Origin of the sequence: Bacteroides nordii (assembly GCF_019930665.1) — a bacterium.
Lineage (GTDB): Bacteria > Bacteroidota > Bacteroidia > Bacteroidales > Bacteroidaceae > Bacteroides > Bacteroides nordii.
In genome coordinates, this window is the sequence record NZ_CP082886.1 from 1,478,038 (window position 1) to 1,498,207 (window position 20,170).

Consider the following 20,170-nt stretch of genomic DNA (forward strand, 5'->3'; position numbering starts at 1 on the left):
AAAAGTCCTTTACCTTTGCACCCGCTTTTGAAACGAAGCGATTTAAAAAAAACGAAGCGTTCTTTGAAAAATTGATAAACAATACAAGTAGTACAAGTCCAAGACAGTAAAATGTTTTGAGAAATTAGAACCGTCAATACTTATATATAGGTATTTGAAATAAGGTCAATAAATAACGGTATCCTGAACAGAGCAACGACTTTGCTATTGTCTTTTGGTAATTTCAATCGTAAATTTCCAATTGTCTAATAGTAAATCAACAATACTTTTACAATGAAGAGTTTGATCCTGGCTCAGGATGAACGCTAGCTACAGGCTTAACACATGCAAGTCGAGGGGCATCAGGATGTAGCAATACATTGCTGGCGACCGGCGCACGGGTGAGTAACACGTATCCAACCTGCCTTTTACTCGGGGATAGGCTTTCGAAAGAAAGATTAATACCCGATGGCATAATATTTCCGCATGGGATTATTATTAAAGAATTTCGGTAAAAGATGGGGATGCGTTCCATTAGGCAGTTGGCGGGGTAACGGCCCACCAAACCTTCGATGGATAGGGGTTCTGAGAGGAAGGTCCCCCACATTGGAACTGAGACACGGTCCAAACTCCTACGGGAGGCAGCAGTGAGGAATATTGGTCAATGGGCGAAAGCCTGAACCAGCCAAGTAGCGTGAAGGATGACTGCCCTATGGGTTGTAAACTTCTTTTATAGGGGAATAAAATGAGCCACGTGTGGCTTTTTGTATGTACCCTATGAATAAGGATCGGCTAACTCCGTGCCAGCAGCCGCGGTAATACGGAGGATCCGAGCGTTATCCGGATTTATTGGGTTTAAAGGGAGCGTAGGTGGACATGTAAGTCAGTTGTGAAAGTTTGCGGCTCAACCGTAAAATTGCAGTTGATACTGTGTGTCTTGAGTACAGTAGAGGTGGGCGGAATTCGTGGTGTAGCGGTGAAATGCTTAGATATCACGAAGAACTCCGATTGCGAAGGCAGCTCACTGGACTGTTACTGACACTGAGGCTCGAAAGTGTGGGTATCAAACAGGATTAGATACCCTGGTAGTCCACACAGTAAACGATGAATACTCGCTGTTTGCGATATACGGCAAGCGGCCAAGCGAAAGCATTAAGTATTCCACCTGGGGAGTACGCCGGCAACGGTGAAACTCAAAGGAATTGACGGGGGCCCGCACAAGCGGAGGAACATGTGGTTTAATTCGATGATACGCGAGGAACCTTACCCGGGCTTAAATTGCATTTGAATGTTGGGGAAACCCAACAGCCGTAAGGCAAATGTGAAGGTGCTGCATGGTTGTCGTCAGCTCGTGCCGTGAGGTGTCGGCTTAAGTGCCATAACGAGCGCAACCCTTATCTTTAGTTACTAACAGGTTATGCTGAGGACTCTAGAGAGACTGCCGTCGTAAGATGTGAGGAAGGTGGGGATGACGTCAAATCAGCACGGCCCTTACGTCCGGGGCTACACACGTGTTACAATGGGGGGTACAGAAGGCAGCTACCTGGTGACAGGATGCTAATCCCAAAAGCCTCTCTCAGTTCGGATCGAAGTCTGCAACCCGACTTCGTGAAGCTGGATTCGCTAGTAATCGCGCATCAGCCACGGCGCGGTGAATACGTTCCCGGGCCTTGTACACACCGCCCGTCAAGCCATGGGAGCCGGGGGTACCTGAAGTACGTAACCGCAAGGAGCGTCCTAGGGTAAAACTGGTGACTGGGGCTAAGTCGTAACAAGGTAGCCGTACCGGAAGGTGCGGCTGGAACACCTCCTTTCTGGAGCGATACCGTGATTTAATTGACAGTTGACAATTGACAGTTGACAATTCAACTCTGATTGTTCATACAATTAAAGACATATGACTTTATTAAGGTTCTAACTGTACTACTGGTACTTGTTTATTTATAGATATAGATCAACCATCTATAGAAGTATAGATAGAGATAAACAAGAGAAAACAGAAGCCGGGTCTAATAATAGGCTCAGTTTGAACTAGTCCTATAGCTCAGTTGGTTAGAGCGCTACACTGATAATGTAGAGGTCGGCAGTTCAACTCTGCCTGGGACTACTTCTCGAATTGAAAGTTGAAAGTTGAAAATGATAAATCCTTGTGATTAAGTCGTTCTTGATTCTTTCTTCTCAATTCTTCGAAGGGGGATTAGCTCAGCTGGCTAGAGCATCTGCCTTGCACGCAGAGGGTCAACGGTTCGAATCCGTTATTCTCCACTCCGATCTTGATTTTTGGTTTGTAATTTCACTTGTAAATTGTAAACCTTCCAATCGTAGATCCCACGATCTTTGACATGTTGTACATAAAAAAAGTAAATTTAGTAAAGAGCTAAAAGTATATATCGAACCGTACGCTGTTGTTTTAACAGTATAAAGGCAAGATAATGAAAGTAAGAAAGGGCGCATGGCGGATGCCTTGGCTCTCGGAGGCGATGAAGGACGTGATAAGCTGCGATAAGCTGCGGGTAGGTGCAAATGACCTTTGATCCGCGGATTTCCGAATGGGACAACCCAATTGGTTGAAGACCAATTATACTGCACTGCAGTAGGCTAACGCAGGGAACTGAAACATCTTAGTACCTGCAGGAAAAGAAAATAAATAATGATTCCCCTAGTAGTGGCGAGCGAACGGGGAATAGCCCAAACCAATTATGTTACGGCATAATTGGGGTTGTAGGACCACGTTTTGGGACGAAAGTTGGTGAGTGGAATGATCTGGAAAGTTCAGTCATAGACGGTGATAACCCTGTACACGAAGCCATCTGAACCCTAGTGGTATCCTGAGTAGCGCGGAGCACGAGGAATTCTGCGTGAATCTGCCGGGACCATCCGGTAAGGCTAAATACTCCCGAGAGACCGATAGCGAACCAGTACTGTGAAGGAAAGGTGAAAAGCACTTCGAATAGAAGAGTGAAATAGTCCCTGAAACCGTGCGCCTACAAGCGGTCGGAGCAGCTTTTTGTTGTGACGGCGTGCCTTTTGCATAATGAACCTACGAGTTACTTTTTCCGGCAAGGTTAAGCGTCTGAAGACGTGCAGCCGAAGCGAAAGCGAGTCTGAACAGGGCGTTATAGTCGGAAGGAGTAGACGCGAAACCAAGTGATCTACCCTTGGGCAGGTTGAAGGTTAGGTAACACTAACTGGAGGACCGAACCGATAAGCGTTGAAAAGCTTCCGGATGACCTGAGGGTGGGGGTGAAAGGCTAATCAAACTTGGAGATAGCTCGTACTCCCCGAAATGCATTTAGGTGCAGCCTTGTGAATTACTAATGTGAGGTAGAGCGACTGATAAGATGCGAGGGCTTCGCCGCCTATCAAGTCTTGATAAACTCCGAATGCGCATTAGTTCAATCACAGGAGTGAGGGCATGGGTGCTAAGGTCCATGTCCGAAAGGAGAAGAATCCAGACCATCAGCTAAGGTCCCCAAATAAACACTAAGTTGAACTAACGAAGTCAGATTGCTAAGACAGCTAGGATGTTGGCTTGGAAGCAGCCATTCATTTAAAGAGTGCGTAACAGCTCACTAGTCGAGGAGTTTGGCGTGGATAATAATCGGGCATCAAGTGTTTTACCGAAGCTATGGGATCAGTAATGATCGGTAGGGGAGCATTCCACTCTGCGTTGAAGGTGTACCGTCAGGTATGCTGGAGCGTGTGGAAAAGCAAATGTAGGTATAAGTAACGATAAAGGGGGTGAGAAACCCCCTCGCCGAAAGACTAAGGTTTCCTGATCAACGCTAATCGGATCAGGGTTAGTCGGGTCCTAAGGCTCAGCCGAACGGTGATGCCGATGGCAGAACAGGTTAATATTCCTGTACTACCTTTAGGAGTGACGTGGAGACGGAGGCGTGACAGCGCCGCGAACTGACGGAATAGTTCGTTAAAGGGTGTAGATGTTGATTGCGGCAGGCAAATCCACCGCAAGAGTCGAACCTGATAGTATGGAGCGTTCTTCTGAACAATCCAATAGTGCGTGTAAACATACTCCCAAGAAAATCCGCTAAACTTAATCTTAAAGGTACCCGTACCGTAAACGGACACACGTAGTCGGGTTGAATATACTAAGGCGCTTGAGTGAATCACGGTTAAGGAACTAGGCAAATTGACCCTGTAACTTCGGGATAAAGGGTCCCCGTCAGTGATGGCGGGGCGCAGAGAATAGGTCCAGGCAACTGTTTAACAAAAACACAGGGCTGTGCAAAATTGAAAGATCACGTATACAGCCTGACACCTGCCCGGTGCTGGAAGGTTAAGAGGAGATGTCATCGCAAGAGAAGCATTGAATTGAAGCCCCAGTAAACGGCGGCCGTAACTATAACGGTCCTAAGGTAGCGAAATTCCTTGTCGGGTAAGTTCCGACCTGCACGAATGGTGTAATGATCTGGACACTGTCTCAACCGTGAGCTCAGTGAAATTGTAGTATCGGTGAAGATGCCGATTACCCGCGATGGGACGAAAAGACCCCGTGAACCTTTACTATAGCTTAACATTGAATTTGGGTAATTGATGTGTAGGATAGGCCGGAGACTTTGAAGCAGGTACGCCAGTATTTGTGGAGTCGCTGTTGAAATACGGCCCTTTGATTATTTGAGTTCTAACTCGTTGTTACGAGGACACTGTTTGGTGGGTAGTTTGACTGGGGTGGTCGCCTCCAAAAGTGTAACGGAGGCTTCTAAAGGTGCCCTCACGCCGATTGGTAACCGGCGGTAGAGTGTAATGGCATAAGGGCGCTTGACTGGGAGACTCACAAGTCGATCAGGTAGGAAACTAGAGCATAGTGATCCGGTGTTTCCGCATGGAAGGGACATCGCTCAAAGGATAAAAGGTACTCCGGGGATAACAGGCTGATCCCTCCCAAGAGCTCATATCGACGGAGGGGTTTGGCACCTCGATGTCGGCTCGTCACATCCTGGGGCTGGAGAAGGTCCCAAGGGTTGGGCTGTTCGCCCATTAAAGTGGCACGCGAGCTGGGTTCAGAACGTCGTGAGACAGTTCGGTCTCTATCTATCGTGGGCGTATGAAATTTGCGTGGCTCTGACACTAGTACGAGAGGACCGTGTTGGACTGACCGCTGGTTTACCAGTTGTGCCGCCAGGTGCATTGCTGGGTATCTAAGTCGGGATTGGATAAGTGCTGAAAGCATCTAAGTACGAAGCCAGCCACAAGATTAGATTTCTTAGGGTCGTCATAGACGATGACGTTGATAGGAGGCAGGTGTAAAGGTAGTAATATCATAGCCGAGCCTTACTAATTGCCCGTTGACTTTTGTTTTCTTTCCTTTTTGTATGGTTTATATATACGTTTAGTTCTTTTTGACTGAATTGCTTTTTGTACACATGTCTACCTTCTTCAGGTGACTATAGCATCAGGGTTCCACCTCTTCCCATTCCGAACAGAGAAGTTAAGCCTGATCACGCCGATGGTACTGCGTAACAGTGGGAGAGTAGGTAGTCGCCGTTTTTTGAATCCCCCTTTCGTCAAGATGATTGATGGAAGGGGGATTCTTTCGTTTTATTCACCGCTGAGTTTCACAGAGGAATAAGCCGTATTCTTGTTTATTCTGTTTATGAAGGATAATCAATACTCTGTGTTCCTCTGTGAAACTCGGTGGTGAAAAAAATACTTTGTATAAGTGCTTTTATTTACTTATATTTGCAACCGACAATAATCAATAACTGTTTAAAGCAAATTTAAAGTATGAAAACTAAATTATTTTTGGCTGCTGTTGCAGTAGCATTTTCTTTCGCTGTAACTTCTTGTGGTAATAAACCTGCAAGTTCTGAAGTATCTGCTGAATCAGTAGAAGTTGAAACTGTAGAAGCTGCAGCTCCTTGCTGTAAGTCTGATTCTGCTGCTTGTGATTCTACTAAAGCATGTTGTAAAGAAGAAGCAGGATGTGAGAAAAAAGCTTGTGACAAGAAATAATAAGCGAGATTATCTGATACAAATGGGAGTAAAGCACAAAAGTTGCTTTGCTCCCATTTGTGTTTTATAACTATCCGAATGATTATATTTCCTGCATATATAGTCCACCTTGATATAAGAATAGATTCTAAATGCCATTTTATTGCAATATTTCCTCCTTTTTGACTATTCTTTTCTATTTTATGAACAGTTTTCTTCTTCTTTTCCCTTTTTTAATTAGATTGAAATTCGTACTTTTGGCAAGAATCTAATCGAAATACATAGATACTATAATATAAACTTCTAAATAGTCCGTGAACATGGAAAACAAAATTCAAGAGTTGACCGATAAGATTTATCGTGAAGGCGTAGAAAAAGGTAATGAAGAAGCCCAGCGTCTTATCGCAAATGCTCAGGAAGAAGCTAAGAAGATTATTGAAGATGCTCATAAAGAAGCAGAGTCAATTATTACCTCCTCTCGTAAATCTGCTGATGAACTGGCAGAAAATACCAAATCAGAGTTAAAATTGTTTGCCGGTCAGGCTGTAAATGCACTAAAATCGGAAATTGCTACTATTGTGACAGATAAGATTGTGACTGCTCCTGTAAAGGAATTTGCGCAGAATCAAGACTTCTTGAATGCATTTATTGTAGCTTTAGCTTCCCAATGGAGTGTAGACGAACCTATTGTGATTTCGACAGCCGATGCAGAATCGCTGAAGAAATACTTTGCTGCCAATGCTAAAGCTCTTTTGGACAAGGGTGTCAGAATAGAGCAGGTAAATGGAATTAAAACATTATTTTCTGTTTCTCCGGCAAACGGTTCGTATAAAGTGAACTTTGGAGAAGAAGAATTCATGAATTATTTCAAAGAATTTCTGCGTCCTCAGTTAGTAGAAATGCTATTCTAATAGAGAACGATTATGAGTAAATACTATTACTTGGTAGCCGGTTTGCCTGAACTCACTCTTGAGGATAGTAAACTGAGTTATACAGTAGCTGATTTTAAAACAGAAATTTATCCCGGAATCTCTTCTTCAGACCAGAAGCTGATAGATCTGTTCTATCTGAAATTTGATAATGCAAATGTCTTGAAATTGCTTGAAGACAAGGAGGCTGCTATCGATTTAAGAGGAAATTTCTCTGCGGAAGAACTTATCGAATACATTGGTGTGATAAAAGAAGGTGGTGAGGTTCATCCGAAAGACTTCCCTTCCTACATCTCTGCTTTTATTTCTGATTATTTTAATACCCCGGCAGAAAGTGCTGTGTTGCATGAAGATCATTTGGCAGCACTGTATTATGAGTATGCCATGAAATGCGGAAATAAGTTTATCGCATCTTGGTTTGAATTCAATCTGACTATAAATAATATTCTGGTAGCATTTACAGCCCGTAAATATAAATGGGACGTAGCACAGAATATTGTAGGCGATACTGAGGTTTGTGAAGCATTGCGTACGTCCGGTGCTCGTGACTTCGGATTATCCGGTGAGGTAGATTGTCTGGAACAGTTAGTGAAGATCAGTGAAATAACCGAACTGGTAGAGCGTGAAAAGAAGCTTGATTCATTGCGCTGGGATTGGATCGAGGAAGCTACATTTTTCAATTATTTTACGATTGAACGTATTTTCGCTTTCTTATTGCAACTGGAAATGATTGAGCGATGGATATCATTGGACAAAGAGAAAGGAAATCAACTATTCCGACGCATTATTGATGCGCTGAAGGATGAGGTACAGATTCCCGCAGAATTTAGGTAAATAAATAACTAAAATTATATGGCAACAAAAGGAACTGTTAGTGGCGTTATTGCCAACATGGTGACCCTCGTCGTTGACGGACCGGTAGCACAGAATGAGATTTGTTATATCTCAACTGGTGGCGACAAACTGATGGCGGAGGTGATTAAGGTGGTAGGTTCACATGTATACGTCCAAGTGTTTGAGAGCACTCGCGGACTGAAGGTGGGAGCTGAAGCCGAATTTACAGGACACATGCTTGAAGTGACCTTAGGTCCGGGCATGTTATCAAAAAATTACGATGGTTTGCAAAATGACCTCGACAAGATGGAAGGTGTTTTCCTCAAAAGAGGTGAATATACATATCCGTTAGATAAAGAAAGGGTGTGGCATTTTGTGCCGTTGGTAAAAATCGGCGATAAAGTAGAAGCTTCGGCATGGTTAGGGCAAGTGGATGAAAACTTTCAGCCACTGAAAATTATGGCACCTTTTACATTGAAGGGCACTTGTACGGTTGAGTATATTGCTGATGAAGGTGATTATAAGATAGAAGATAGGATGGCTGTATTGAAAGATGAAGAAGGTAGTCTTATCGATGTAAATATGATTCAGAGATGGCCGGTGAAACGTGCCATGAAGAATTATAAAGAAAAGCCACGTCCATTCAAACTGTTAGAGACCGGTGTTCGTGTGATTGATACGGTAAACCCGATTGTTGAAGGTGGTACGGGATTTATTCCCGGTCCGTTTGGTACTGGTAAAACCGTACTACAGCATGCCATCTCAAAACAGGCCGAAGCAGATATCGTTATTATCGCTGCTTGTGGTGAACGTGCGAATGAGGTAGTAGAAATCTTTACCGAGTTCCCTGAACTGGTCGACCCACATACAGGGCGTAAGTTGATGGAACGTACCATTATTATTGCGAATACGTCTAACATGCCGGTAGCTGCCCGTGAGGCATCTGTATACACGGCAATGACAATTGCAGAATATTATCGTGCAATGGGTTTGAAGATTTTGCTGATGGCTGACTCTACTTCCCGTTGGGCACAGGCATTGCGTGAGATGTCCAACCGTATGGAAGAGTTGCCTGGACCGGATGCTTTCCCAATGGACTTGTCTTCTATCATCTCTAATTTTTACGGTCGTGCAGGATATGTGAAGCTGAACAATGATAAAACTGGTTCTATTACCTTTATTGGTACAGTGTCTCCGGCAGGTGGTAATCTGAAGGAACCTGTGACAGAGAATACAAAGAAAGTAGCTCGTTGTTTCTACGCTCTCGAACAGGATCGTGCCGATAAAAAACGTTATCCGGCTGTGAACCCGATTGACTCTTATTCCAAATATATTGAATATCCGGAATTTGAAGCATATATCTCTGAACACATCAATGATGAATGGATTGGCAAAGTAAATGAAATCAAAACCCGTTTGCAACGTGGAAAGGAAATTGCCGAGCAGATTAACATCTTAGGTGATGACGGTGTGCCTGTAGAGTATCATGTTATCTTCTGGAAATCTGAATTGATCGATTTCGTTATTCTTCAGCAGGATGCATTTGATGACATTGATGCTGTAACTCCTATGGAACGTCAGGAAGCTATTTTGGATATGGTTATTGATATTTGCCATACAGAGTTTGAATTTGACAACTTCAATGAAGTAATGGATTACTTTAAGAAGATGATCAATATCTGTAAACAGATGAACTACTCGAAGTTTAAGTCAGAAGAGTATGATGGTTTCCGGAAGCAACTGAAAGAGTTGATTGATGAAAAGAAACTTCAATCGTAATTGCTAAATAGTAAATTGTAAATTGCTAACGTACCTATGTGTTAAAAATGAATAATGGTCATGGCCGTAGGGAATAAATTGTAAATATATAAATGGCAACAAAAGCATTTCAAAAAATATATACCAAGATTACTCAGATCACCAAAGCAACCTGTTCGCTGAAGGCGACGGGAGTGGGGTATGATGAGTTGGCTACCGTAAATGGCAAACTGGCCCAGGTAGTAAAGATTGCCGGTGATGAAGTGACGTTGCAGGTATTTGAAGGAACCGAAGGTATCCCGACGAATGCTGAAGTCGTTTTTCTGGGTAAATCGCCTACACTGAAAGTGAGCGAACAGCTTGCCGGTCGTTTTTTCAATGCCTTTGGCGATCCGATTGACGGAGGGCCGGAGATTGAAGGGCAGGAAGTAGAAATCGGTGGTCCGTCTGTAAATCCGGTTCGGCGTAAACAACCGTCGGAGCTCATTGCAACAGGTATTGCAGGTATCGACCTGAACAATACATTGGTATCCGGACAAAAGATTCCATTCTTTGCAGACCCGGATCAACCGTTCAATCAGGTAATGGCAAATGTGGCACTACGTGCCGAGACCGATAAAATTATTCTTGGTGGTATGGGTATGACGAATGATGACTACCTGTATTTTAAGAATGTATTCTCTAATGCAGGTGCACTCGACCGTATTGTCAGTTTTGTAAATACAACAGAGAATCCTCCGGTAGAACGTTTGCTGGTTCCGGATATGGCATTGACAGCTGCTGAGTATTTTGCTGTGCAGAATAATGAAAAGGTGCTGGTACTGCTTACTGATATGACCTCTTATGCGGATGCATTGGCAATCGTGTCAAACCGTATGGATCAGATCCCTTCGAAAGACTCTATGCCTGGTTCTATCTATTCGGATTTGGCAAAGATTTATGAAAAGGCTGTGCAGTTCCCTGATGGTGGTTCTATCACTATTATTGCCGTAACTACATTGTCTGGTGGTGATATTACACATGCCGTGCCTGATAATACGGGATATATCACTGAAGGACAGTTGTTCCTGCGTCGTGATAGCGATATTGGTAAAGTTATTGTTGACCCGTTCCGTTCATTGTCTCGTTTGAAACAGTTGGTAACAGGTAAAAAGACTCGTAAAGACCATCCGCAGGTGATGAATGCTGCTGTACGTCTGTATGCCGATGCTGCTAACGCCAAGACAAAGCTGGAAAATGGTTTCGACCTTACTAACTATGACGAACGTACTTTATCTTTTGCCAAGGATTATTCCAATCAGTTGCTCGCCATTGATGTCAATCTGGATACAACTGAGATGTTGGATGTAGCCTGGGGATTATTTGGTAAGTACTTCCGTCCGGAAGAGGTGAATATTAAGAAGGAACTGGTAGATCAGTATTGGCCTAAGTAATAAAATTTACGATTAGACGATTTACAATTTACGATTAGGATATGTAGATTGTAGCAGTAAAAAAGTAATTTCAATCGTCTATTTGTAAATTGTTAAATAGTAAAATAAACGAGATGGCTATAAAATTTCAATATAATAAGACATCCCTTCAGCAGCTTGAAAAGCAATTGAAAGTACGGGTACGTACGCTTCCTATTATTAAAAATAAGGAGAGTGCACTACGTATGGAAGTGAAACGTTGTAAGACGGAAGCGGCTGATCTGGAGGAGAGACTGGAGAAACAAATCCAGGCTTATGAAGCCATGTTCGCACTTTGGAATGAGTTTGATGCCTCATTGATAAAGGTTAATGATGTTCATCTTGGCATAAAAAAGATTGCCGGTGTACGTGTACCATTGCTCGAAAATGTTGATTTCGAGATACGTCCGTACAGTATGTTCAATGCCCCTAAATGGTATGCAGATGGTCTGCATCTGCTTAAGGAGCTTGCACAGACGGCTATCGAAAGAGAATTTATATTGGCCAAGCTGAACTTGTTGGAACATGCGAGGAAAAAGACCACTCAGAAAGTGAATCTTTTTGAGAAGGTACAGATACCGGGCTATCAGGATGCACTGCGAAAGATAAAACGATTTATGGAGGATGAAGAAAACTTATCCAAGTCATCGCAGAAGATCCTGAAATCTCAACAAGAAAAAAGGAAGGAGGTAGAGGCATGATTACAAAAATGAAGAAGATTACATTCCTTGCTTATCACAAGGAGTATGAGTCATTTCTGAATAGTCTCCGCGAACTTGGAGTGGTACATACTGTAGAAAAGCAGCAAGGTGCCGCAGATAACACGGAACTGCAAGATAACATTCGGCTTTCGTCTCGCTTGGCAGCTACTTTGAAATTACTTCAGAATATAAAACTGGAGAAAGATACGGCTGCAGTTAAAGAGGGAGGAACTTCTGATCGGGGTATGCAGGTATTGGATGAAGTAGATGCACTGCAGGTTGAAAAGAATAAACTGTCTCAGCAATTGCAGGCATATGCTAAAGAGCGAGATGCATTGTTGGCATGGGGTGATTTTGAACCGGAGAGTATTCAGCGTCTGAATGATGCCGGGTATACAATCGGTTTTTACACCTGTTCTGAGGGTAATTATAAGGAAGAATGGGAAACAGAATATCACGCAATGGTGATTAATCGGATTTCTTCAAAAGTATTCTTTATAACTCTAACAAAAGCAGGAGAAGAAGTAGATCTGGATGTAGAACAGGTGAAGCTTCCGGCTTATTCGTTGACGAGTGTGCAACAGCTCTATGCTGATACAGAACAGGCTATCGTTGAGAACGACCGGAAATTGGCTGCTCTTGCAGAAAAGGATATTCCTGCCTTGAAGGAAGCACTGAAAGAATTGCAGAGCAATATCGAGTTCTCCAAAGTAGTGTTGAGTACGGAGCAGGTTGCAGGTGAAAAGCTAATGCTGTTGGAAGGATGGGCCCCTGCCCGTAATAAGATAGAGATTGAAGCTTTTCTGGATGCATCTCATGTATATTACGAGATTTCTGATCCTACTCCGGAAGATAATGTACCTATTGAACTGAATAATAAAGGATTCTTCTCTTGGTTTGAGCCGATTTGTAAATTGTATATGTTGCCGAAGTACAATGAATTGGATTTGACTCCATTCTTTGCTCCGTTCTTTATGATTTTCTTCGGGCTCTGTCTGGGAGACTCCGGATATGGATTATTCCTGTTTATCGGTGCTACAGCCTACCGTTTGATGGCAAAGAAACTGACGCCGTCAGCTAAATCAATAATCTCGCTGATTCAGGTGTTGGCTACGTCTACTTTCTTCTGTGGACTGTTGACAGGTACTTTCTTTGGCGCTAATATTTATAATCTTGACTGGCCTATTGTGCAGCGGTTGAAACATGCAGTATTTATGGATAATAATGATATGTTCCAGCTTTCACTGATTTTAGGTGTAGTACAGATTATGTTTGGTATGGTGTTGAAAGCTGTAAATCAAACAATACAGTTTGGCTTTAAGTATGCTGTTGCTACTATCGGCTGGATTATCTTGTTGGTGTCTATGGGTGTTTCTGCGCTGTTGCCGGCGGTATTGCCTATGGGGGGGACTATACATTTGGTAATTCTTGGTATTGCCGCTGTTATGATCTTCCTTTTCAATACGCCGGGAAAGAATGTTTTCCTCAATATCGGACTCGGTTTGTGGGATTCCTATAATATGGTTACCGGGCTTTTGGGAGATGTTCTCTCGTACGTTCGTCTGTTTGCCCTTGGGCTTTCAGGGGGTATTTTGGCGGGAGTGTTCAATAGCCTTGCTACGGGAATGAGCCCTGATAATGCAATTATGGGACCTATTGTAATGGTCTTGATTTTTGTAATCGGGCATGCTATTAACATATTTATGAATGTACTTGGGGCAATGGTTCATCCGATGCGTCTGACGTTTGTGGAGTTTTTTAAGAATTCCGGTTATGAAGGCGGTGGAAAAGAGTACAAACCTTTTAAGAATTAAAGAATTAAAAATTAAACAATAAAATAGAATAAGATTATGGAAATGAATTTGTTTATTGCCTACATTGGCATCGCAGTAATGGTTGGTTTGTCGGGCATCGGTAGTGCATACGGAGTAACTATTGCAGGTAACGCTGCTATCGGCGCGTTGAAAAAGAATGATAGTGCATTTGGTAACTTCCTTGTATTGACAGCGCTTCCCGGTACACAGGGTCTGTATGGTTTTGCCGGATACTTTATGTTCCAGACGATTTTTGGTATTCTTACTCCTCAGATTACGGCAATTCAGGCTTCTGCCGTATTGGGCGCAGGCATTGCTTTGGGATTGGTTGCTTTGTTCTCTGCCATTCGTCAGGGACAGGTTTGTGCTAATGGTATTGCTGCCATCGGACAGGGACATAATGTATTTAGTAATACGCTGATTCTTGCCGTATTCCCTGAGCTTTACGCTATCGTAGCTTTGGCTGCTACATTCTTGATCGGTAGTGCATTGGCTTAATCTGCTTATTGATAAATCAACGTCTTTCGGCAGTGTTATTTAAAACCTGCTAAGTGACAAGAATATGACTCCTGTAATAGAAATATTGCAGGAGTTTTTGTTTTTATCAGTAGTCTTCAAATTAGTTGATAATATAGTCAATGGGGCATTAAGTAATCGTTCAAAATTATATGATACTATTATTGAAACGAAGAAACTCGCAGATTTACGCAAAGCATATCATTGCTCAAGTATAGCGCAGCTATTGAATCTGCGAAAATCTGCGATCATTTGCGTCTCAATAAAACGCTGTCACATAGTATGAACTAAACTTGAAGTACTACTTAACATATTATTTGAATCTAAATTCTGAAACATTACTTATCTCAAAAGTTATACTTTAAAAACAGAAGTCAGCATTGAAATGGGATATATCGCTTTTTCCTCCTTTCAAGCAACTTCTTATAGGACTTTGCAAACGTTTGTTGCCTTTCGTTAGCTTATATTTTCTGCATAAAGCATTATTTTTCAATAAATAATGCGTATTTTTGCACCCACGTAATAAAAAAGAGTTCTAAACAATTGTATGGTAAAAGATTTATTAACCCCCGATTATATCTTCGAAGCCAGCTGGGAGGTATGCAATAAAGTAGGAGGGATCTACACTGTTCTGTCTACAAGGGCGAACACATTGCAAACCGCTTTTCGTGATAAATTGTTCTTTATTGGCCCGGATGTATGGCAAGGCAAGGATAATCCCTTGTTTATTGAATCCGATAATCTTTGTGCTGCATGGAAAGAGTATGCACGTGAAAAAGATAACCTTTCTGTTCGTGTCGGACGTTGGAATATTCCGGGTGAGCCCATTGTTATTTTAGTCGATTTTCAGCCCTTCTTTGAAAAGAAGGATGATATATATACAGAAATGTGGAATCGTTTTCAAGTAGATTCGTTGCATGCTTATGGCGATTATGATGAAGCTTCTATGTTTTCGTATGCTGCCGGAAGGGTAGTAGAAAGCTTCTATCGCTATAATCTGACGGAGAATGATAAAGTAGTTTATCAGGCACACGAATGGATGACAGGCCTCGGAGCACTTTATTTGCAAATGGCTGTACCTGAAATTGCAACTATTTTCACAACTCATGCAACGTCTATCGGACGTTCCATAGCAGGTAACAATAAGCCGCTATATGATTATCTGTTTGCTTATAACGGAGATCAAATGGCTGGAGAATTGAATATGCAATCGAAACATTCTATTGAAAAGCAGACTGCTCACTATGTGGATTGTTTTACGACGGTGAGTGAAATAACCAACAATGAGTGTAAGGAGTTGCTTGAAAAGTCGGCAGATGTAGTGCTGATGAATGGTTTTGAAGATGATTTTGTACCGAAAGGAAGTACTTTCACAGGTAAACGTAAACGTGCCCGTTCGGCGATGCTGAATGTTGCCAACAAATTAATGGGAACAAATTTGGGTGATGACACGTTAATTATCGGAACCAGTGGGCGTTATGAATTTAAGAATAAAGGTATCGACGTCTTTTTAGAGTCATTGAATCGCCTTAATCGCGATAAGAATTTAAAGAGAGAGGTATTAGCATTTGTCAATGTACCTGGTTGGGTGGGAGATCCACGGGAGGACTTGCAAGCGCGTCTGAAGAGTAAAGAGAAGTTTGATACGCCGCTGGAAGTACCTTTTATAACACACTGGTTGCATAATATGACACATGATCAGGTGCTTGATATGCTGAAATATCTGGGAATGAATAATCGTCCGGAAGATAAAGTGAAAGTGATATTTGTACCATGTTACCTGAATGGTAGAGATGGTATATTAAATAAGGACTATTATGATCTGTTGTTAGGTCAGGATTTGAGTGTTTATCCTTCTTATTATGAACCATGGGGATATACGCCATTAGAAAGTGTTGCTTTCCGGGTACCTACTATAACAACTGACCTTGCCGGTTTTGGCCTTTGGGTGAAAAGCCTGAAAAATCAGCATGGCATTAATGATGGAGTAGAAGTATTACATCGGTCGGATTACAACTATTCCGAAGTGGCCGATGGCATTAAAGATACTATCTCTCTATTTTCAGGAAAAACAGAAAATGAAGTAAAGGAAATCCGCAAACATGCAGCCGAAATCGCAGAACAGGCGTTGTGGAAGCACTTTATTAGATATTATTATGAGGCTTATGACATTGCTTTACGCAGTGCAATGAAACGTCAGCTGAATTAAATTTATTCATCAACAAGTAAATCATAAACATTATGAAAGTTAAAGTTAGTAATGTGAACACTCCGAACTGGAAAGAGGTAACTGTAAAATCCCGCGTTCCGGTAGAATTAGAAAAACTATCTGAAATAGCTCGGAACATTTGGTGGTCCTGGAATTATGAGGCTACTGAATTGTTCTCTGATCTGGATCCGGCTCTTTGGAAAGAGGTTGGTCAGAATCCGGTGCTTCTTCTAGAACGTATGAGTTATGAGAAACTGGAAGCTTTGTCTAAAGACAAAGTGATTTTGAGACGCATGAATGATGTGTATTCCAAGTTTAGAGATTATATGGATGTGAAACCGGACACTACTCGTCCGTCAGTAGCTTATTTCAGTATGGAATATGGCTTGACTCACGTTCTTAAAATATATTCCGGTGGTCTGGGTGTTCTTGCCGGTGACTATCTGAAAGAGGCCTCTGATAGTAATGTAGACCTTTGTGCAGTAGGTTTCCTTTATCGTTATGGCTATTTTACTCAGTCTTTGTCTATGGATGGACAACAGATTGCCAATTACGAAGCGCAGAACTTTGGGCAATTGCCTATCGACCGTGTTCTTGATGCTGACGGTAAACCGATGGTAGTAGCTGTGCCTTATATGAACTACTTTGTACATGCTAACGTATGGCGCGTGAATGTGGGCCGTATCTCTTTATATCTGTTGGATACGGATAATGAGCTGAACAGTGAATTTGACCGTCCTATTACTCATCAGCTGTATGGTGGTGACTGGGAAAATCGTTTGAAACAGGAAATCCTGTTGGGTATCGGTGGTATCCTGACATTGAAAGCTCTGGGTATCAAGAAGGACGTCTATCATTGCAACGAAGGACATGCTGCACTGATCAATGTTCAGCGTATCTGTGATTATGTGGCTACTGGCCTGACATTTGACCAGTCTATCGAGTTGGTTCGTGCTTCTTCTCTTTATACAGTCCATACTCCGGTTCCTGCCGGACATGACTACTTCGATGAAGGTCTTTTTGGCAAATATATGGGTGGATATCCTGCAATGATGGGCATCAGCTGGGATGATCTGATGGATCTTGGACGTAACAATCCAGGTGATAAGGGAGAGCGTTTCTGTATGTCTGTATTTGCTTGCAATACTTCTCAGGAAGTAAATGGTGTAAGCTGGTTGCATGGAAAAGTTTCTCAGGAGATGTTTGCTTCTATCTGGAAAGGTTACTTCCCTGAAGAGAGTCATGTAGGTTATGTTACTAATGGTGTTCACTTCCCAACTTGGAGTGCTACGGAGTGGAAGCAACTGTACGCTAAATATTTTAATGAAAACTTTTTGTATGATCAGTCTAACCCGAAGATTTGGGAAGCTATCTACAATGTATCCGATGAGGAAATCTGGAAGACTCGTATGACCATGAAGAACAAGCTGGTGGATTACATCCGCAAGCAGTTCCGTGAAACATGGCTGAAGAACCAGGGTGATCCTTCACGTATTGTTTCATTAATGGATAAGATCAACCCTAACGCATTACTGATTGGTTTCGGCCGTCGTTTTGCTACCTACAAACGTGCTCATCTGTTGTTTACTGACCTGGAACGTTTAGCTAAGATTGTTAACAATCCTGATTATCCAGTACAATTCCTTTTCACAGGTAAGGCTCACCCGCATGATGGTGCCGGTCAAGGTTTGATTAAGAGAATTATTGAGATCTCCCGCCGTCCGGAATTCTTAGGTAAGATTATCTTCCTCGAAAATTATGATATGCAGTTAGCACGCCGTCTGGTGTCCGGAGTTGATATTTGGTTGAATACTCCGACTCGTCCGTTGGAAGCATCGGGTACATCCGGTGAGAAAGCGTTGATGAATGGTGTGGTTAACTTCTCTGTACTTGATGGATGGTGGCTGGAAGGTTACCGTGAAGGTGCAGGTTGGGCGTTAACAGAAAAACGTACTTACCAGAATCAGGATCATCAGGACCAGTTGGATGCTGCGACTATTTACAGTATCCTTGAAACAGAAATCCTGCCGTTGTATTATGCACGTAATAAGAAGGGATATTCTGAAGGTTGGGTGAAGACTATAAAGAACTCTATTGCTCAGATTGCTCCTCACTATACAATGAAGCGCCAGCTTGATGATTATTATAATAAGTTCTATATCAAAGAAGCAAAACGTTTCCAGATGTTGTCTGCTAATGATAATGCCAAAGCGAAAGAGATAGCAGCATGGAAAGAGGAAGTAGTAGCGAAGTGGGATTCAATTGAAATTGTATCTTGCGAAAAGACTGAAGAGCTTGTGAAGGGAGCTATTGAAAGCGGAAAAGAGTATACAATCACTTACGTAATCGATGAAAAAGGCTTGAATGATGCCGTAGGACTCGAGTTAGTGACCACTTATACGACTGCCGATGATAAGCAACATGTTTATTCGGTAGAGCCGTTCAGTGTTATCAAGAAGGAAGGCAACCTGTATACATTCCAGGCAAAACACAGCTTGTCTAATGCAGGAAGTTTTAAGGTATCTTACCGTATGTTCCCAAAGAACCCGGATCTTCCTCATCGTCAGGACTTCTGCTACGTACGCTGGTTTGTGTAACAAACAACTATAAAGTATTATAATAAAAATAGCCCTTGCAATAGTAAAATATTGCAAGGGCTAATTATTTGTACATGAAGATGTGTCAAAAGTCTGAGAAAGCTATCGATATGTAACTTTAGAAACGCAGATTAACACAAATGACCGCGGATTTAATTTAATCTTTGCGTAAATTAGCGTTAATCTGCGTTTTAATGATGGTTAATTTACTTTATTGACGCACCCTCACGATACTTTTTTATTTCAGTACTTCAGCCAGTTTGGTTTGGAGTCCTTCGCCGTGGAGTCCACGTGCGATGATTGTACCTTCACCGTCAATCAGAATGGTATGAGGAATACTGTTTACAGCATACAGTTGTGCACCTTCGCTACCCCAGTATTTCAGATCGGACATCTGTGGCCATGTGATTTTCAGATTCTTGATAGATTCTTTCCATGCATCGGCACTCTGGTCGAGTGATACGCCAACAATCTCAAAGTTTTTACCTTTATATTTAGCGTAAGCATCTACGAGATTAGGCATTTCGCGACGACAAGGACCGCACCAGCTTGCCCAGAAATCAATAAGAACAACTTTACCTTTGCCTACATAATCAGACAATTTCACAGGTTTTCCGTCGGGAGTCAACATTTCGAAGTCAATGAATTTTTGCCCTACGGCAGTCTTCTTTTGCTTTTCGGTCATTTCCTTGATCTTTACGATTGTTTCGTCATTCTGGAATTGAGCCGGGATCTGTTGTAGTAAAGCATCATTCTCAGCAGTTGTCATATTATAATAATTGCTTTTGAACAGATGAATACCGACAGGGTTTGTGATATTCTTCTCGATACCTTCTTTGTAAACTTGTCCCAACTCTTCTTCGAGTTTTTCAAGTTCCTTCATATTAGCTTCTTTCTGCTCATCGGTTATATCGGCACTTCTCATTGATTCATAAAGAGGAGTTGCTTTCTGATTCAACGCATTGATCTTATTACGGATTTCCTGATATGCATCATTGTTGGCTGTACCGGTTGCCGAATCATTATCTCTGGTCAGTGCTATATTGATCTTACCGTTTTCAAGGAAGAAGTCTATAAGTAAAGCCTCGTTACCCTTACCGGATGTAATGTAACGGTTGACAGCAGAATCCTGCACACCTTCAAAGGTAAAGGTTCCTTTTGTAATAATTGCAGTATCCAGTTTGCTAAGTTGTCTGCCTACTACTTCCTGTAGAAATACAGTGTCACCGTCTGCCGCTCCTTCTACTGTACCGGTGATAACGTAGCCGGGTTTGTTGCCGTTACATGCTACCATGCCTAAAGCGGCTGCAGCAACGAACAAATAAGTTAACTTTTTCATGCTTTTGTGAGATTAGTGAATAAATATTTATGCAAAGATAGATTATTTTTCAGTCTTATCATGGGAAAACTCTGTTATATTAGATTAACAC

General features: G+C 42.1%; 11 protein-coding genes, 2 tRNA genes and 3 rRNA genes. 15 read left to right on the forward strand and 1 reads right to left on the reverse strand.

Annotated features, from left to right (window positions below; translation table 11 throughout):
* Positions 1-270 precede the first annotated feature (270 nt).
* From K8P02_RS05705 to K8P02_RS05775, 15 genes are all read left to right on the forward strand, one after another.
* A 16S ribosomal RNA gene (locus tag K8P02_RS05705) occupies positions 271-1,793 on the forward strand.
* 219 nt (positions 1,794-2,012) lie between these two features.
* Positions 2,013-2,086, forward strand: a tRNA-Ile gene (locus K8P02_RS05710).
* A gap of 84 nt (positions 2,087-2,170) precedes the next feature.
* Positions 2,171-2,244: transfer RNA gene (locus tag K8P02_RS05715), tRNA-Ala, on the forward strand.
* 167 nt (positions 2,245-2,411) lie between these two features.
* Positions 2,412-5,298, forward strand: a 23S ribosomal RNA gene (locus tag K8P02_RS05720).
* A gap of 78 nt (positions 5,299-5,376) precedes the next feature.
* Positions 5,377-5,487: ribosomal RNA gene (gene rrf, locus K8P02_RS05725) — 5S ribosomal RNA — on the forward strand.
* The 16S, 23S and 5S rRNA genes sit together here with 2 tRNA genes alongside, the layout of an rRNA operon.
* A 237-nt stretch (positions 5,488-5,724) precedes the next feature.
* Complete coding sequence (locus K8P02_RS05730) at positions 5,725-5,952, forward strand: hypothetical protein (RefSeq protein WP_002562686.1); 228 nt, start codon at positions 5,725-5,727, stop codon at positions 5,950-5,952.
* 299 nt (positions 5,953-6,251) lie between these two features.
* A complete protein-coding gene (locus K8P02_RS05735) occupies positions 6,252-6,842 on the forward strand; it encodes a hypothetical protein (RefSeq protein WP_002562685.1) in 591 nt (196 codons plus the stop codon).
* A 12-nt stretch (positions 6,843-6,854) separates the two neighbouring features.
* Positions 6,855-7,694 carry a DUF2764 domain-containing protein gene (locus tag K8P02_RS05740; protein WP_025867734.1) on the forward strand — a complete coding sequence of 280 codons (840 nt, stop codon included), beginning with the start codon at positions 6,855-6,857 and terminating at the stop codon, positions 7,692-7,694.
* An 18-nt stretch (positions 7,695-7,712) separates the two neighbouring features.
* Entirely contained in the window at positions 7,713-9,473 is a 1,761-nt protein-coding gene (locus tag K8P02_RS05745) for a V-type ATP synthase subunit A (protein WP_025867735.1), read from the forward strand.
* A 92-nt stretch (positions 9,474-9,565) separates the two neighbouring features.
* On the forward strand, positions 9,566-10,885 hold the full coding sequence (locus K8P02_RS05750; protein ID WP_002562682.1) for a V-type ATP synthase subunit B: 1,320 nt from the start codon (positions 9,566-9,568) through the stop codon (positions 10,883-10,885).
* A 113-nt stretch (positions 10,886-10,998) separates the two neighbouring features.
* Positions 10,999-11,604, forward strand: coding sequence for a V-type ATP synthase subunit D (locus tag K8P02_RS05755; RefSeq protein WP_002562681.1), 606 nt, complete (start codon positions 10,999-11,001; stop codon positions 11,602-11,604).
* Entirely contained in the window at positions 11,601-13,418 is a 1,818-nt protein-coding gene (locus tag K8P02_RS05760; protein ID WP_122201522.1) for a V-type ATP synthase subunit I, read from the forward strand. The genes K8P02_RS05755 and K8P02_RS05760 overlap by 4 nt, the downstream gene beginning before the upstream one ends.
* A 36-nt stretch (positions 13,419-13,454) precedes the next feature.
* The gene (locus K8P02_RS05765) at positions 13,455-13,916 is read left to right on the forward strand and encodes a V-type ATP synthase subunit K (RefSeq protein ID WP_002562679.1); all 462 of its coding nucleotides are present in this window, start codon (positions 13,455-13,457) and stop codon (positions 13,914-13,916) included.
* A 565-nt stretch (positions 13,917-14,481) separates the two neighbouring features.
* The gene (locus K8P02_RS05770) at positions 14,482-16,143 is read left to right on the forward strand and encodes a glycosyltransferase (RefSeq protein WP_007486021.1); all 1,662 of its coding nucleotides are present in this window, start codon (positions 14,482-14,484) and stop codon (positions 16,141-16,143) included.
* A gap of 32 nt (positions 16,144-16,175) precedes the next feature.
* Positions 16,176-18,740: a glycosyltransferase family 1 protein gene (locus K8P02_RS05775; RefSeq protein WP_002562676.1), complete on the forward strand. Its 2,565-nt coding sequence runs from the start codon at positions 16,176-16,178 to the stop codon at positions 18,738-18,740.
* Positions 18,741-18,978: 238 nt separating this feature from the next.
* Here the strand turns inward: K8P02_RS05775 and K8P02_RS05780 are convergent, their stop codons facing one another.
* Positions 18,979-20,079: a TlpA disulfide reductase family protein gene (locus K8P02_RS05780; protein ID WP_122201524.1), complete on the reverse strand. Its 1,101-nt coding sequence runs from the start codon at positions 20,077-20,079 to the stop codon at positions 18,979-18,981.
* Positions 20,080-20,170 lie beyond the last annotated feature (91 nt).